A 16,255-nucleotide genomic window follows, 5' to 3' on the forward strand; every position below is an offset into this window, starting at 1 on the left:
GTCTCGACTCCTCCCGAGAACCGGGTCGTCACGCGCGGTGCACTACAGTTAGATGCCAAGTGGACTGAATCCGCCGTAACCTTTTTTTCGAGTTAGAAGGCAGTTACGCGCTGATGGCTATCGACGATTCCGGGGGCGGGGGGGCAGAGCAGGTCGGCCAAAATAGAGACCTCGGGGAGGGCGAGTCCGCCGCGGTCGGGGAGTACACGTGGGACGACCTGCGGCGGGACCACCACGACGGGGGTCGGTTCGACCGCAGCGAGTACCTCGGGTTCGAACCGAAGCGCATCGGCGACAGACTGGAGACCGCCGCCGGGAACGCGGAGACGATCGACGAGGTGTTTCAGGCCTACGTCGATCCCGAGGCCACGCCGGTCGTCAAGGGAGTCTACACGTGGGAGCACTTCAAGCAGGAGTACTACTACGAGGATGACGGATCGCTCCCGCGGGACGGCGAGGGCGAGCAGATCCCCTTCGAACCGGAGGATCACCTCGGGTTCGACCCGGACGAGACGGAGAACAGGCTCTCGCACGGCGAAGACGCCGCCGTGACGCTTTCGAACCTCGTCGACGAGCGGACCGTCGACGTCAACGAGGACCTTGACGAGGACGACTTCTTCTCCGATCAGGACGGCGATACGACGGTCGTCAACCGCTACGACCTCGAGAAGGCCGTCCCGATGTCCAAGAAGCGCCACTTCACCGAGATCGAGCGCTACTGGGTCAACAAGCCCTACGCCTGCGTCGTCATCTTTCACTCGCGCAAGGAGAACGAGAAGAAGTACTACGTCGTCGAGCCCTACCTCAACGAGATCGAGGAGGACCTGGCGGAGTTCCTCTCCGGGAAGCTCAAGACCGCCATCAAGTACGCCGAGGACGACGTCATCGTCGAGGGGTCCGAGGCCGACCGCGCCGACGTGATCCAGCGCGAGGCCGAGCGGCTCCTAGAGCGGTACGACCTCTACGAGGGGGCGATCGGCGGCCTCGGGACGGTCGACCAGGTCAAGGAACTACTGGGCATGGAGGTCCAGCGGCACGAGCCCGAGGACAGCCTGGAAGGGATCTCGGCCCGACCCGAGCCAGCGATCATCGAGGACGACCCCGAGGAGCTCAACGAGTACCAGGTCGAGAAGTTGCTGTACAAGCTCAAGCGGGACTTCATCGGCTACGCGCGGATCGACCCCGTCAAGCACGACATCAACGTCGAGGACGTCTCCTGCGACGGGTACAACTCCCGCGTGTTCGTCTACCACACCGACTACGAGCAGATCATCTCCAACGTCGAGCACGGCGAAGAGGAACTGGACGACTTCGTGGTCAAACTGGCCCAGCGCTCGGGCAAGGGTATCTCCAAGCGCCAGCCGCAGGTCGACGCCACGCTGCCGGACGGCTCCCGCGCCCAGCTGACGCTCGGCCGAGAGGTCTCAGACCACGGGACCAACTACACCATCCGCCAGTTCAAGGACGTCCCGTTCACGCCGATCGACCTCATCAACTGGAACACCTTCTCGCTGGACGAGATGGCGTTCCTGTGGCTCTGCATCGAGAACAACAAGAGCCTCATCTTCGCCGGGGGTACCGCTTCGGGGAAGACCACCAGCCTGAACGCCGTCTCCCTGTTCATCCCCTCGAACGCGAAGATCGTCTCCATCGAGGACACCCGCGAGGTGGAACTGCCCCAGCGCAACTGGGTCGCCAGCGTCACCCGCCCGTCGTTCGGCGACGACGACACCGGCGACGTCGACGAGTTCGACCTGCTTGAGGCCGCGCTGCGCCAGCGGCCCGACTACATCGTCATGGGCGAGATCCGCGGCGAAGAGGGTCGGACGCTGTTCCAGGTCATGTCGACCGGGCACACCACCTACACCACCTTCCACGCCGACTCCGTCGGCGAGGTGATCAAGCGGTTCACCACGGAGCCGATCAACGTCTCGAAGACGCTGTTCACGGCGCTGGACCTGGTCTCCATCCAGACCCAGACGCGCGTCGACGGCCGGAAGGTCCGCCGCAACAAGACGCTGACCGAGATCAACGAGTACACCGCCGAGAACGACGAGATCAACGTCCGCGACGTCTACGAGTGGCGCGCCGAGACGGACGAGTTCATCCAGATGGGCAACTCCAACACCCTGGAGGAGATCAAGTTCGACCGCGGGTGGACCCAGGAGCGGCTCGACGAGGAGCTGTTCAAGCGGAAGGTGGTGCTGGCCTACCTCATCGAGAACGGCCTCAACACCTACACCGAGGTCGCGGCGACCATCCAGGCGTTCATCAACGATCCCGACACCATCCTGACGCTGATCGCCAACGACCAGCTCGCCCAGTCGCTTTCGGACCTCCGCGAGATGGAGAGCGTCAGCATCGACATCGACCAGGAGAAAGAGGAGATGGTCCCCCGGCCGGACGCACCCGACGAGATGCTCTCGGAGGCGGGCGACATCCTCGACAACGCCGGGCCGCTCTTTAACCGCTACCTGGAGATGGAGACGCCGGACATCGTCTCGGCGCTGACCGGCATCGAGGACGACGGCGACGACGGCGGGGCCGCCGACGACGGGGACGGCATCGACTTCGGGCAGTTCGTCCCCAAGGCCGGCAAGGAGGCCGATAGCGAATGAGCATCGAGGCGAAAGGCAGCGAACAGCTCAGCGCCGGCGGCGCCCTCGGCGACACGTTCTACCCCGCCTTCCAGTACCTGTTCGACGAGGAGGGGGAGTTCGTCAGCAACGTCGAGGACAAGCTCGCCGAGGCCCGGATGGCCGACAACGTCGAGATGTTCCTCTCTCGGGCGCTCGCGGTCGGCGCCATCTCGGGGGTCTCCCTGTGGATCGTCGGTACCTTCATCGGCTACTTCCTCGTCACGCTCTTCTTCGGCGGCGGCGGCGAGTCGCTGGTGTTCATCGGCGTCCCGCTGCCGACCTGGGCGGAGCCGGTCGTCCGCGCCATCAAGCTCCCCGCGGTAATCGGCGTCACCGGCGTCGTCTTCGGGGCTATCGGCTTCGGCATCGGCTTCGGCTCCCTGATATCGATCCCCTACTTCCGTTCGAGCGCGCGCGAGCGCGAGATCAACGTCCTCCTCTCCGACGCCATCTCCTTCATGTACGCGCTGTCCGTCGGCGGCCTCAACCAGCTGGAGATCCTCCAGGCGATGGCCAAGGCCGACGACACCTACGGCGAGTGCGCCAAGGAGTTCCAGTCCATCGTCCTCGAGACGGAGTACTTCGACACGGACTACCGGACCGCCATCCGCAACCAGGCGATGGAGACCCCCTCCGACGAGCTCTCGCAGTTCCTGACGGACATGCTGTCGATCATCAACTCCGGCGGGGACATGACCACCTTCCTCGAGGACCAGAAGGACAAGCACATGCGCACCGCCAAGCAGGAGCAGCAGAAGATGCTGGACACCCTGGAGCTGTTCGGCGAGATGTACATGACCCTCTCGCTGTTCCCGCTCCTGCTCATCATCATCCTCGTGATCATGTCGATGATGGGCAACTCCCAGGAGATGCTCCTCTACGGCACGGTCTACGGCCTGATCCCGCTGACCGGTCTCGGCTTCCTCGTGCTGGTCTCGACGGTCACCCAGGACACCATCGGCGACGGCTACCTCCGGCCCGACGGCAGCGAGGACGAACTCGTCGTCGACGACGGGCTGGGCATCCTCGACCTGGGCCGCATCGAGAACTACACCGGCGGATACGCCGTCTTCGACCGGATCAAGAGCCGCGAGGGGACCTACGAGCTGATGCAGATCGTCCGCAAGCCCCACCTGTTCTTCCGCGACCACCCGCTGATGGTGCTCGGGCTGACGATCCCGCTGACCGTCGTCGCGGTCACGATGACCATCGCCTTCGACTGGGCGCCGCTGTCGATCGAGGGCATGACGTCCAATCCCGTCCGCGGGACCTTCTTCTGGGTGTATGTGCCGCTGTACATCAACCTGATCCCGCTGGCGGTCTTCTACGAGTGGAACGTCCGCTCGCGGAAGGCCATCATCGGCAACCTCTCGGAGAACCTCCGGAAACTGGCCTCCGCGAACGACACGGGGATGACCCTGCTGGAGTCGATCAAGGTCGTCTCGGAGACCTCCGCCGGCAAGCTGGCCGACGAGTTCGAGGTCATGCACTCCAAGGTCAACTACGGCACCAACCTCAAGAACGCCCTCCGGGAGTTCAACAACAGCTACCACGTCCCGCGGCTGGCCCGGACGGTGAAGCTCATCAGCGAGGCTCAGGAGGCCTCCAGCCAGATCCAGGACGTCCTCTCGACGGCCGCCCAGGCCTCGGAGAACCAGGACGACATCGACCGCGAGCGCATCTCCCGGACGCGGATGCAGGTCGTCATCATCCTGATGACCTACCTCACGCTTCTGGGCGTCATGGCGCTGCTGAAGGCGCAGTTCCTCAGCGAGATGGCCGCGCTGGCCTCGCAGGGCGCCTCCAGCGGCGGCGGTGCCGGCCCGGCCGGCGGCTTCGGACAGAGTCTCGACACAGACCTGCTGTCGATGCTGTTCTTCCACGCCGTCGTGATCCAGGCGATCCTCTCGTCCTTTATCGCCGGCTACATCCGGACCGTCAAGATCCTCGCCGGGGTCAAGTTCGCCGTGTTGCTCTCGACCGTCGCGCTCGTCGTCTGGATGGCGATCTAACGATGCCGGGGGGTAGGGACCTGACGGAGACGGGGGACGCGGACCGCGGCCAGACGAACCTCGACTTCGTCATCGGCGTGAGCATCTTCGTGGTGGCGGTCATCGTCGCCGTCACGTTCGTGCCGGATCTGATCGGCGGCGTCGCCGGCACCGGCCAGTCGAACGGCGTCCTCGCGGACAGGGTGGCCTCGGATCTGGCAACGACGACCTCGGCCATCCCGCAGCGGCGGGTCGACTCCAGCTCGACTGCACCGTGTCGCTGTTCAGCAGCTCGAAGGGGTTCTGCGGGCTCGACGACGGCGACCCCGCCGACAACCTCGAACAGGCGAGTTCAGTCAACGTCTCGCTGGTCTACAGGGAGCGGGCCTGCCGAGACGCGAGCAGTTCGGACATCGTCCCCGCCGACAGTTCCGACTGCGGCGACGAATCGGGCGACGCGACCCTCGACAGGAACGTCCGGGCGTGCTACGAGGCGGACGCGGGACGGATCGTCCGGGAGGGATCCTGTTCCAGCACTGACGTCCTCCTGCTCGGCGGGCCGCAGCCGGGAAGCAGCCAGGACACCTCGATCGCCCGCCGGGGCGTTCAGCTGGACGGCAAACGGCTGATCCTGGAGGTGCGCACATGGTAGACCGCGGCCAGGCGTACACGCTGGAGGGGATCGTCGCCGCGCTGGTGGTGCTGGCCGGCGTCTTCTTCGCCATCCAGGCGACCACCGCGGCGCCCCAGGCCGCCGGCGCGTCCAGCCCCCACGCCGAGCAGCACGACCGCGCGCTGACCGCCAGCGCGCTCGTCGCCGCCGACGACGAGACGATCCGCGAGGCGCTGCTGTACTGGGACGGCAGCGCGTTCCACTGCACGACCGGCGAGTCGTACTACACCGGCGCGGCCGACGACGGCGGGGACTGTCCGTCCTCCGACGCCGTCCCGCCCCTCGACTTCGGCGAGTCCATCGCGGACGCCCTCGGCCCCAGGTACACGTACAACGTGATCCTCGCCTACAACGACACCACCGACAGGACGACCCGGCGGATGGTCTACCAGGGCGAACCCGGCGACGGCGCGATCCGGGCGACGACGACCGTCGTCCTGACCGACGGCCACAACCTCACGAGGGAGAACGGCGACGAGAGCGAGCAGCGCCTCGGCGAGAGCGGGAGCTTCTACGCGCCGGACCTGGAGACGGACGGCCCCTCCAGCGGCCGGGAGGAGTACCTCTACAACGTCGTCAGCGTGGAGGTGGTGGCGTGGCGCGCGTGACCGACCGCGGCCAGGCCCTGCTCGTCGGGGCCGTCGTCCTCGCCGTGGCCTTCCTCGGACTGGCGCTCGTGCTCAACGGCGCGATCTACGAGACGACCCTCTCGACGGAGGCCAGCGAGGACGTCAGCGGCAACGGCCTCGTGACGATTCAGGACGCCGTCCGCGGCGACGTGGCGACGGTGATAGAGCGGGCGGTGAACCGGAGCAGCGCTGCCGGCGATCAGAAAGCGTACGTCGAGGCGGCGTTCGAAGAGGGTCGCGTCGGGGCCAACTATACCCGTCAGTACGCCGAGCGAGACGTCTTGGTGCGAGTTTCCTACAGCGATTCCCGGAACGGGAGCGTTGGCGAAGATCCCGACTTTACCACGCTGTCGTTCAGTGACCGGATGCGCGTCTTCCGGATGACGTTCAATAATCTTGACGGCTCCGACCCGCTGACGGTATCCTTCGAGGACACCGACGGAAGCGAGTGGAACGTCACGGCCGACGGGGACAGCGGTGAACTAACAGTCGATCCGCCGTCGGAGCCCGAGGTCACCTGCGCCAACAGCGAGCCCGACTACGTCGACTTCACGAACGGAAGCTATCGGACCGGCTCGGGGATCGAACGCTGTCCGGCGTTGAACGTCCTCGCACATATGGACGGCGTCAATTCCATCGAAGCGCACAACGGGAGCCACGTGAGCTCCGGTAGTTACCGGTACTTCGTCAACGACGGGACGGACGACCGGATCTATCAGGTCAGCGTCGACCTCGTCGTCTACTCCGAATCGATCGACTACGAGGGGACGCTCCGGGTCGCCCCGGGTGAGCCGCGATGACGGGGTGGTCTCGCCGGGAGAGCGCGCGCGACCGCGCCGTCCAGACCACCGTCTCCTACGTCATCACGGTCGGCATCGCGCTGGCGCTGGTCACCGGCCTGATCGCCGCGGGGACGACCATGGTCGAGGACCAGAACCGCCGCACAACGGAGTCCCAGCTTCGGACCATCGGCCACCAGGTCGCCGGCACGCTCGAGCTCGCCGACCGCACGGTCCGGGCCAGCGACGACGTGGACACGCTGAACCTGACGGTCGATCTGCCCGATCAGGTCGTCGGGTCGGAGTACTACGTCGACGTCGACAGCGACCTGGTGGCCGTCAGCGCCAGCGGCGTCGGCGTCTCCATGCCGGTCGACCACACCGCGGAGACGGACGTTCGCGACTCGCTGGGAAACGCCTCGGAGGGATCCTACGAGGGCGGGCGGCTGTACGTGACCTACGACACCGACGACGAGCACCTGAAGGTGAACGATGACTGACCGCGCACAGAGCGACACGCTCGGGTTCGTCCTGCTGTTCACCGTCCTCATCGCCTCGCTCGGCGTGGTCGCGACGGCCGGCGTCGGAACCCTCGAGTCCGGCCGGGACGTCGCGACCAGCCAGAACGTCGAGCAGTCCATGATCGAACTGGCCGGTGCCGGAACCGACGTCCACCGCGAGAACGTCTCCGTGCGCACCGCGCGGATGGGGCTGGGCAACGGCCAGCTCGAAGCGGGCGAGGAGACCGAGATCGCGGTCGAAGTAGACGGCAGTCCGGCGGATGTCGGCGGAACGAGGATCGACGGACTCGCCGTCCAGCCGATCACGTACAGCCTGGACGGACGGGCGGTCACCTACGAGGGAACTGCGGTCGTCAGGCACCAGGACGGCGGCTCCGTGCTCGTTCGCGAGCCGGACTTCCACTTCGATCCCGACGGCGGCGTCGTCGCCGTACCGGTCGTCAACACGACGCTGGTCGGCGACGCCGACTCCGTCGGAGGCGGCAACGCCGAGGTCCGACTGCTTCGCGGCGACGCGAGTACCAGAATTACCGACAGCGCCACGTCGTTCACCCTCACCGTGGATCCGCCGGCTGACCGGGTCGACGCCTGGAAAACGGCGCTGGAATCGTCCGCGGAGTCGAGCACCGATTGCAGCGAGGACGAGTCCAGCGGCACCGTCTCCTACGAGTGTCCGTCACTGGGACCCGACGAGCCGACGATCGTTCTGCGGCTCGTCACCGTGGCGTTCGAGTTGAGCGGGTGACTGCACCGACCCCCGGGGTGGTCCCGGGGCGAGGTACGGATCGCTTTCGGGACGCCGCGCTCGTAGAGCGAGTCGTAATCGCCGGAATCGGGACGAGACCAGACCCCGTGCCGAGGTTTCTACGGTTCAGGCGTCGTCGGCCGTCACTGTGGTCGTCGTGACGTGGAGGAAGCCGACCCGCTCGGACTGCGAGCCGCTGCCACCGCCGCCACCGCCGCCGACGCCCGTCCTGGCTTCCAGGGTCTCGTCGAAGTGGATCTTCGCGTCGGTGTTGATGCTGTCCGATTCACCGACGATCGCACCGAACAGTTCGACCTGGTTCGTGAGCTGGTAATCCGTGCCCCCGCCGGAACCGTCCGCGCCGTACAGGACGCCGGTGATCGAGGCGCCACCGTTGGTGTTGATCCGGGCGCTCGGCATGGTGTAGACGAGGAACTGGCTCGCGTTGTCGTTCTGCGTCGTTATCTCTGCCCCGCCACCGAACGTGATGTCGCCGCCGTCCATCGCGACTTCGATCCGTGCGTCGTCGTCCTGAACGTCGACGTTCGTGTCCTGTACGTCGAACGGGTGCCCGTTGACGTACACGTTGACCTGGCTCCCGTCTTCGACGTTGATCTCGCTGTTGCTGATCAGATTGACGCCTTCGCTCTCGACGGTGATGTTCACTTCACCGCCTCCCCGGACGTTGACCTCGCCGTCCTGCATCTCCCAGCCGTGGGATCCCCCTTCGACGTGGATGTCGACGTCGCCGGAATCCGTCTCGACGTCCAGCCGTCCCCCGTCGGTGATCCGCATCTGGTCGAGGTGGTACTCGCCGGCGGAGAGCGTGCAGGGGTTCGACGGGGACCGGTCGCAACCGTCCCAGGTTTCGATGTCGCTGATGTCGCTATCACTATCACTGTCGGCGGGCTCCACCTCCATGGATCGCACCGGGTCGATGAAGTCCTCGGCCGGCGCGTTCGACGGGATGTCCGGCGACCGCGGACTCGGGATGGACGGGGAGTCCGGCGTTCTGGGCGTGCCGCCGTCGCCCGACTCGCCCGTGACGGTCCCGCCCGCGACCACCTCGTGGTCGTCCTCGACGTCGCCGTACACGTAGACGTCGCCGCTCGCGTGCACGTCGCCGTCGACGGTCGCGCCGCTCTCGACGATCACGTCGCCGCCGGCGACGACGTCCGCGTCGTACGTGACCGTGGACTCGGAGTCGTTGACGTACACTGTCCCGGCCGCGTGCACTTCGCTCCACGAGTCCGAATTGTCGAACGAGACGCCGTCACCGATCTCGACGCTCCCGCCGGTCGAGACGATATCGCCCGTGATCTCGGCGTCGCGTTCCGCCCCGGATTCGTTGAGGTCGATCGGTCCGCTGGCCACGACCGAGCCGTCGATCCCACCGCTGTTGTGGACGTAGAAGTCGTTCCCGTTGTCCATCAGCGCGCCGTTCACGTAGATCGATCCGTCCACGGTCGCCGCGTGGAGCTGGACGAAGTCCCCGCCCACGATGACGTCGTCGCCGATGGTCACCAGGTTGGATACGCCCGTCCCCATATCGAACGCGTCCGCGACGGAGACGCTCCCCCCGAACTCGCCGCTGTTGTCGACGTCGGACGAGCCGCCGATAGTGGCGTCCCCGTGGACGACGAAGGAATTCGTTCCGACGAAGTCGCCACCGACTTCGAGGTCGCCACCGATCTCCGGACTCTCGGAGAGGTCGATAGTACCGGTCGCGACGACGTCCCCGTTCGTCCGGCGCGGGAACGAAGCGGCCGTCGGATAGCCGCCGGCGTCCGAGCGATAGCTGTCGATCCGGCCGACGTTCGTGATCGACCCTGACCCGGTGAACATGACCCCGGTAATCGGACCAGCGGCAACCCCGCCGCCGGGCGGCGACGACCCGTCCCGTTCGAGCGTCACCTCGCCGTCGCCGTCGTCGTAGGTCACGCTCCCGTCCGTCCGACGCTCGAACGTCGTCCCCCAGGCGCGGTAGAACTCGCTTCGGACGGTGATCTTGACGGTGTAGTCCTCCTGCACCGGGTTTCGAAGTGCCTCCGGCGAGACGGTGCTGTCGGGTACGTCGCTCGTGTCGTCCTCGAGGCAACTCGCGCTCGGGAACCCTCGCTGCTGGCTGCCCGTCTTGCTGAGCGAGATGTCGCTTCCCGTCGCGTCGCCGTCGATGCGGACGAGCGGCAACGAGAGTGTCTGCTGTCCGTTCCGGTACTGGTACTGGAAGCCGGGCGCGGAGACGACGGAGCTGTCGTCGGCGCCCGCCGCCAACTCGAAGATGCCGCCACCCTGATACGCGAGCGTCTGGCCGCCCTGCTCGTAGATCACTCGTCCGAGGGGCTGGGCGGTGACTTCGTCGTCGCCATCGCCGTCAGTGTCCGCTATCCGACCCACGACGGTACAGACGGTTGGTCGGGCTCGCCCCGTCCGGATCAGTGATCTGAACGGTCACGTTTCCCTTCCCGCTCTGTACCCTCGCCCTTCCGTCTCCGAGGTTCGCCATCGAGACGCTCTCCTTCGAACCTGACACCACCTGCGCGAGGTCGGCGTCGAGCCGCTGGAACGACGCGCGCACCGACTCCATCGACGTCGCCTGCTGGCGGTCCTCGAGAGCCTGCGCCCCCACGACGACCACGGTCACGGAGACCACGATCACGATGGCGAACAGCAACGTCACACCCAGGACGTGTGACTGTCCACGCCCCCTCGTTCGACTCCACTATATCTTAGTATTAGTTGATTATAGTCTGTAGACTAATGCCTGTCGGTCGTTAGCACGATTGGTGAGGTAGTAGACAGATCAGCTGCGGAAATGACAGTCAGGTAGTCTGAGCGCGAAGACGTCGGCCACATTATAGTAGGAATTGAAACTATTTGCACGTCGAAGGGCATCCGTGGTTCCCTTCGAGTGTGTCAGTGCGTTCAATTTCTACTATAGCTACAGCCTCACACGGCTGTCTGAGTTCCTTCATCCTCCCCACTGTGGACTCGCCGGGATTCCCGTGAGCGGAGCGAACGGGAAGACGGTGAGGGAACGAGACGAACCAGATGAGTCGAGTGGACTCGCCGGGACTGAGCGAAACCGGAGGCTTCGCGAAGGTCGGCGAGTTCACGAACGACTGACGAAGCGAAGCGGCGGAAGGAAGTGAGTGGACTCGCCGGGATTTGAACCCGGGGCCTTCCCCGTGCCAGGGGGATGATCTACCACTGATCTACGAGCCCTCGCACCCTATCGTATCCGGCGGGTTTTCTTAAACCCATCGAAGGCGGGACTCCCGTGCCAGATGGTGACGGGGCGCCGCCCGTCGGACTGTTCAGTCCGTCTTCAATTACTGATACTCGGAGACCAATTAGCCACAACGGATAAGAGCGAGCGGACGATGATCAACGGAAGGAAGTCGTGTCCGACGAAGCGCGTGCGTCGAGGGAGTCAGAATCAACGAATGTAACGCGGCCGGTCCGCACTGAGAGCGCCGGCCGCGGGCAGACGACGCTGGATTTCGCCATCGGGACGAGCCTGTTCCTGGGCATCGTGTTGCTGGTCTTCCTGTTCGTGCCCGGGGCGCTGGATCCGTTTACGCAGGGTGCCCAGGCGGAGACGGTGACGGCCGATCGCGTGGCCGACGACCTGGCCTACGGGCTCCTGGGGTCGCCGCGTGAGCCGGGCGTGCTCGACCGCGAGTGCACGGTCGCGTTCTTCGCCAACGAATCGCCCGGCGAGTGCCGGTTCGAGGGAGCGACGACCCACGAGCGGCTGGGGCTGTCGGACCGCAGGGGCGTCAACGTCACCGTCCGGGGGAACGTCTCGGGCGCACCGGACGGACCGAACCGGCTCTGCTGGAACGGGGACGACACCCGGCTCGCCGAGACCGACGACGGGGACTGCGGGTCGAGCGACGACGTCGCTCTGACGGCGGGCGATCCCCTGACGCAGACGGACACCTCGACGGTGACCGCCGTGCGAACCGTATCGCTGTTCCGAACGGACGTCACGATCCTGGTGGAGATGTGGTAACGTGGGGCTGAAAATCATGGATGGAGACCGCGGGCAGGCGCACACGCTGGAGGCCATCGTGGCGGGGCTACTGCTGCTCAGCAGCGTCGTCTACGCGCTCCAGATGACGGCGGTGACGCCGCTATCAGCGAGCACGTCGAGCCAGCACATCGAGAACCAGCAGTCGTCGGTGGCGCGGGGCGTCCTGGCGGCGGCGGCCGAGCGGGACGCCCTGAGGCCGACCCTGCTCTACTGGAACAACGACTCCGCCGAGTTCCACGGGGCCCCGGGGACGGGCTATTACACCACGGGGCCACCGAACACCACCTTCGGCGGCATGCTGGAGCGGGCGTTCGACGACGCCGCCATCGCGTACAACGTCGACGTCCGCTACCGGACGACCGACGGCGACGTGGCGCGCAAGCCGATGGTCCACCGCGGCGTCCCCAGCGACAACGCGGTGCGGTCGGCCCGCGCCGTCACGCTGACCGACGACGACCGACTGGTCGACCCCGACGGGTCGCGCAACGTGACGGTCGCCGAGTCGTCGACGTTCTACGCGGACGACCTGAACGGCACCGTCTACAACGTGGTCCGCGTGGAGGTGGTCGCGTGGCGCATCTGAACGGGGACCGCGGTCAGATCCTCCTCGTCGCCGCCCTGGCGCTGGCGGCCGTGTTCGTCCTGCTGACGGTCGTGGTCAACTCTGCCATCTTCACGGAGAACCTCGCGAGTCGGGGCGAGACGGTCGGCAGCGACGAGGCGCTCGCGCTCCGGGCCGCGGTGGTCGATAACGTCGGCGAGACGGTCGCGTACGCGAACCGGCACAACAACAGCGACTACGACGCGCTCGCACGGAACGTGACGGCTGAGACGGCCAACGTCAGCGCGGCGCTGAGCCGTCACTACGTCGCCGACGGCGTCGTCGTCGAGGTCACCGGCCCCAACGAGTTCGCCAACGGCACCCGAATCGTCGACGAGAACGAGAGCGGGTCGACCTTCGCGGGGGCCGACGGCAGCGTCGCGAACTGGACCGTGGCGACGGACGTGGACGGCGTCCGCGCCTACAGGCTCAACGTCTCGAACGGCAGCGTCAGTACGTTCGGCTCCGACGACGCGTTCTCACTGACCGTCGAGAACGACACCGCCGAGTGGCGAGCGAACTTCACGAGGAAATCGGGTACGTTCACCGTCGGCGTGGACGGAACGTCCGACGACGGGACGTGTCAGGTCGCCGGCTCGCCCGAGTACGTCCGCGTCGACCTGACCGAGGGCACCGTCGCGGGCGAGCCCTGTGCGCCGCTGCAGTTCGCCCGGGACGTCTCGTCGCCCTACGACGTCAGCTACCGCAACGGCGACGCGGTGAGCGGGAACTACTCGCTGGTAGTGAACGAGAGCGGGCACAGCAACGACAACCTGACCGACACGGCGGGCACGGACGATCCGTACGTTCACGACGCCGTCTACTCGGCCGACGTCCGGTACCGCTACGACGGACCGCAACTGCACTACGAGACGAACGTCACCGTCGCCCCGGGTGAGCCGGAATGACGGACCGGGCCGTCTCGTCGGCGCTGAACTACGCGCTGACGCTCGCGATCGCGACGCTGCTGGTCACCGGGCTGTTGATCGCGGGCATCGACTTCGTCGAGGCCCGACAGGACCAGGTGCTCAGGACGGAGCTGGCGGTGATCGGCGAGCAGGTCGCGGCCGACCTCGACCGCGCGAATCGGCTCGCGGCGGCCGGCGACGGGACCACGGCGGTGTGGATCAACCAGTCGTTCCCCGAGCGCGTCGCCGGGGCCCGGTACTGGGTGCGGCTCGAACCGGAGACGGGGTCGGAGCCGCCCCGGGTCGTCGTGGAGGCGACCGATCCCGCAGTGACGGCCGCGGTCCGGCTCAAGCAAACCGTGACGGTCGCCGAGTCGCGGACGGACGGGGGCGACGTGGCCGTCGTGTATAACGACAGCGGCGACCCGTCGACGCTGGAGGTGGCCGATGGCTGACCGGGCCGCCAGCGAGGTGCTGAGCTTCGCCATGGTGTTCGCGCTGGTCCTCGCGTCAGTGACCGTGGTGTCCGTCGGCGGGCTGGAGAGCCTCCAGACGGCGAGGGACGCCGAGCAACTGGACAACGCCGAGCGGGCCTTTGACGTCCTCGCTGACAACTTCCGCGACGTCCACCAGCGGGGCGCGCCCAGTCGGGCGACGGAGATCAGCCTCGGCTCCGGCGAGCTGTACACCGGCGCGAACGTGACCGTCGAGGTCTCGGCCAACCGGAGCGACGGCGGGTGGGACAACGTCAGCCGCGAGGTCAGGCCGCTCGTGTACGGGGGCGAGAACGAGCGGGTCCTGACATACGAGGGCGGCGGGGTGTTCCGCAAGAACCGGTACGGCGGCCGCGCGCTGGTCGACCCGCCCTTCGTGTTCCGGGACGACCGCGTCCTGCTGACGCTGGTGGCGCCGCAGACCTCGACCGTCGAGAGCCACGGCGACGCGACGGTGCTGGTGCGGACGAACCGCGAGGACAGGGCCGTCCCGATCCACGGCGGCGACTACGACGACGTCTACCTCAACGTCACCTCGCCCCGGCGGAACCAGTGGCAGCGGTACCTGCGGACCGAGACCGAGGCCGCGAACTGCGGTCCGAACGGCGACGACGAGGCGTACGTGGTCTGTCGGTACGACGATCCGGGGCAGCTCCACGTCGTGGTCTACGACCTCGGGCTGACCATCGAACGGTAGTCGACTCAGCTGCCTCGATCTGGCGCTATCCGCCGGTGGTTCGACGGGGCGCTATCCGTCGGTGATCTCGACCGGGTTCTCGGAGACGTGGAGGAAGGTGATGTAGATGACGTCGTCGCCGTTGAGGCTCAGCGAAGTGTCCTCGATGGCCTCGTCGTAGGTGAACTCGTTGGGATTGCCGTTGATGTCCATCGTCTGGCAGACGGCACCGCCCGTCAGGTTCGCGTTCCCGTTCAGGTCGCAGGTCGACCCCGGCGCGTAAATGAGGCCGACGTACTCGGCCTCCCCGTTGAAGTCGACCTCGCCGTCGGAGTGGACGGCCGTCTCCATGTTGCCGGCGTCGCCCTCGACGACGTTCACCTCTTCGCCGCCGTCGACGACGAAGTCGTTCCTGACGTACACCGATACGGACTCGTCGTCGTCGACCGCCTCGAGCGTGACGTTTGTCGGCTCGTAGGCGCCGTCGACGAGGATGGTGACGTTGCCGTCCGGATCCTCGACGGTCAGCGACCCGTCGAAGGTACCGTCGTGGATGTACCAGCCGGCGCTGGTGACGGTGTCTCCCTCGGAAACGTCCGTGCAGTTGTCACCCCCACAGTCCGCGATGGCGTCCTCGATGCGGCTGTCGATCGTCGGGTAGTTCATCCCCTCGTCGTAGGGCTCCGGCGGGTCGTGGTTACCGTTGACCGTGACGCCGGCCTCGCTCGTCGTGGCTACGGCGTTCTCGTAGCTCTCGTTGATCGGGACGATCAGTTCCGCTCGCACCGTGTCCGCGGTGTGGTTGTAGTAGACCTTGCCGTCCGTCCGCTCGTCGAAGTAGCTCCCCCACGCCCGGTAGTACCGACTGCTGACGGTGACGTTGATCCGGCCTTCCCTGAGGGGGTTAGTCCGGTCCGCAGCGCGGTCTGGGAAGTGCTGGGTCGACGAGCCGTCCTTCCGGACGACGACCTGCCCGTCGAGCGACCGGTCGCCGGAGACGGTCACCAGCGGGAGCGTCAGCGTGGCGTCCCGATAGTGGAACTCCGGCGGCGAGATCATGCGGGCGCCGCCGGGACCGCCGCGCCAGACGCCGCCGCCCTGGTAGGCGATAGTCCGCTCGCCGTCGTCGTACGTGACCGCGCCGAGCGTGACGTCCATGAGCGACCTCGTGTCGCCGGTGCTCTCGTTCGTGACGGTGACGTTCATCCGCCCGGCGCCGCCGTGGACCCGATAGCTCGCGTCGCCGGCCTGCGAGAGCGGAACGCGCGTCTGCCGGGAGTTCCCCAGCGCCACGAGCGCCGTCTGCGAATCGAACTGCGTGAGCCCCTTCTCGGCCCGCTCGACGTCCAGCGACTGGCGGGTGTCGAGGATGGCCGACCCGCCGACGGTGACCACGAGCGCCGCCCCCGCGAGGACCATCGAGAGCACGAGGAGCACCCCCAGCGGCTCCGACTGCGCGCGCCCGTCGCCCTCGCTGCCCGCGCCGAATATCATACCGGCTACATTGCTATCGCTCGTGATAAGTGCGGCGGCTGGTTACCAGTTGTCGTCCGACGCCAA

At 66.7% G+C, this 16,255-nt stretch carries 14 protein-coding genes, 1 tRNA gene and 2 pseudogenes; 13 read left to right on the plus strand and 4 right to left on the minus strand.

Annotation, left to right across the window (positions count from 1 at the left end):
- Positions 1-113 precede the first annotated feature (113 nt).
- The 8 genes and pseudogenes from LCY71_RS01930 to LCY71_RS01960 all read left to right on the plus strand — a co-directional run bounded on the left by LCY71_RS01930 (position 114) and on the right by LCY71_RS01960 (position 7,977).
- Positions 114-2,618 (plus strand): type II/IV secretion system ATPase subunit, encoded by a 2,505-nt coding sequence (locus tag LCY71_RS01930; protein ID WP_225334680.1) that lies wholly within the window; start codon positions 114-116, stop codon positions 2,616-2,618.
- Positions 2,615-4,651, plus strand: a complete 2,037-nt coding sequence (locus tag LCY71_RS01935) for a type II secretion system F family protein (RefSeq protein ID WP_225334681.1) — start codon at positions 2,615-2,617, stop codon at positions 4,649-4,651. The genes LCY71_RS01930 and LCY71_RS01935 overlap by 4 nt, the downstream gene beginning before the upstream one ends.
- 2 nt (positions 4,652-4,653) lie before the next feature.
- A pseudogene (locus LCY71_RS21790) lies at positions 4,654-4,887 on the plus strand (DUF7287 family protein); the annotation flags it as partial.
- A gap of 17 nt (positions 4,888-4,904) precedes the next feature.
- Positions 4,905-5,282, plus strand: coding sequence for a hypothetical protein (locus LCY71_RS01940; RefSeq protein WP_225334682.1), 378 nt, complete (start codon positions 4,905-4,907; stop codon positions 5,280-5,282).
- Entirely contained in the window at positions 5,276-5,911 is a 636-nt protein-coding gene (locus LCY71_RS01945; protein ID WP_225334683.1) for a DUF7288 family protein, read from the plus strand. The genes LCY71_RS01940 and LCY71_RS01945 overlap by 7 nt, the downstream gene beginning before the upstream one ends.
- Positions 5,899-6,732 carry a DUF7261 family protein gene (locus LCY71_RS01950; RefSeq protein WP_225334684.1) on the plus strand — a complete coding sequence of 278 codons (834 nt, stop codon included), beginning with the start codon at positions 5,899-5,901 and terminating at the stop codon, positions 6,730-6,732. The genes LCY71_RS01945 and LCY71_RS01950 overlap by 13 nt, the downstream gene beginning before the upstream one ends.
- On the plus strand, positions 6,729-7,211 hold the full coding sequence (locus tag LCY71_RS01955) for a DUF7266 family protein (protein WP_225334685.1): 483 nt from the start codon (positions 6,729-6,731) through the stop codon (positions 7,209-7,211). Before LCY71_RS01950 ends, LCY71_RS01955 begins: the two co-directional genes overlap by 4 nt.
- Positions 7,204-7,977 carry a DUF7289 family protein gene (locus LCY71_RS01960; RefSeq protein WP_225334686.1) on the plus strand — a complete coding sequence of 258 codons (774 nt, stop codon included), beginning with the start codon at positions 7,204-7,206 and terminating at the stop codon, positions 7,975-7,977. Before LCY71_RS01955 ends, LCY71_RS01960 begins: the two co-directional genes overlap by 8 nt.
- Positions 7,978-8,103: 126 nt before the next feature.
- On the opposite strand, the gene LCY71_RS01965 is transcribed toward LCY71_RS01960, so the two are convergent.
- From LCY71_RS01965 to LCY71_RS01975, 3 genes and pseudogenes are all read right to left on the minus strand, one after another.
- Positions 8,104-10,374, minus strand: a complete 2,271-nt coding sequence (locus tag LCY71_RS01965) for a DUF7305 domain-containing protein (RefSeq protein WP_225334687.1) — start codon at positions 10,372-10,374, stop codon at positions 8,104-8,106.
- Positions 10,352-10,669: pseudogene (locus LCY71_RS01970) on the minus strand (DUF7289 family protein); the annotation flags it as partial. The gene LCY71_RS01965 and the pseudogene LCY71_RS01970, both read right to left, overlap by 23 nt.
- Positions 10,670-11,130: 461 nt before the next feature.
- Positions 11,131-11,202: transfer RNA gene (locus LCY71_RS01975), tRNA-Ala, on the minus strand.
- 178 nt (positions 11,203-11,380) lie between these two features.
- Between LCY71_RS01975 and LCY71_RS01980 the strand changes: the two genes are divergently transcribed.
- The 5 genes from LCY71_RS01980 to LCY71_RS02000 are packed head-to-tail and all read left to right on the plus strand — an operon-like array spanning position 11,381 to position 14,716.
- On the plus strand, positions 11,381-11,995 hold the full coding sequence (locus LCY71_RS01980; protein WP_225334689.1) for a DUF7287 family protein: 615 nt from the start codon (positions 11,381-11,383) through the stop codon (positions 11,993-11,995).
- Between the two features lie 16 nt (positions 11,996-12,011).
- The gene (locus LCY71_RS01985) at positions 12,012-12,599 is read left to right on the plus strand and encodes a DUF7288 family protein (RefSeq protein WP_225334690.1); all 588 of its coding nucleotides are present in this window, start codon (positions 12,012-12,014) and stop codon (positions 12,597-12,599) included.
- A complete protein-coding gene (locus tag LCY71_RS01990; RefSeq protein ID WP_225334691.1) occupies positions 12,587-13,525 on the plus strand; it encodes a DUF7261 family protein in 939 nt (312 codons plus the stop codon). Before LCY71_RS01985 ends, LCY71_RS01990 begins: the two co-directional genes overlap by 13 nt.
- A complete protein-coding gene (locus LCY71_RS01995) occupies positions 13,522-13,980 on the plus strand; it encodes a DUF7266 family protein (protein ID WP_225334692.1) in 459 nt (152 codons plus the stop codon). Before LCY71_RS01990 ends, LCY71_RS01995 begins: the two co-directional genes overlap by 4 nt.
- On the plus strand, positions 13,973-14,716 hold the full coding sequence (locus LCY71_RS02000; protein ID WP_225334693.1) for a DUF7289 family protein: 744 nt from the start codon (positions 13,973-13,975) through the stop codon (positions 14,714-14,716). The genes LCY71_RS01995 and LCY71_RS02000 overlap by 8 nt, the downstream gene beginning before the upstream one ends.
- Before the next feature lie 51 nt (positions 14,717-14,767).
- On the opposite strand, the gene LCY71_RS02005 is transcribed toward LCY71_RS02000, so the two are convergent.
- Positions 14,768-16,189, minus strand: coding sequence for a DUF7289 family protein (locus LCY71_RS02005; protein WP_225334694.1), 1,422 nt, complete (start codon positions 16,187-16,189; stop codon positions 14,768-14,770).
- Positions 16,190-16,255: the final 66 nt, after the last annotated feature.

This window comes from Halomicrobium urmianum, from assembly GCF_020217425.1.
GTDB classification, from domain to species: Archaea; Halobacteriota; Halobacteria; order Halobacteriales; family Haloarculaceae; genus Halomicrobium; species Halomicrobium urmianum.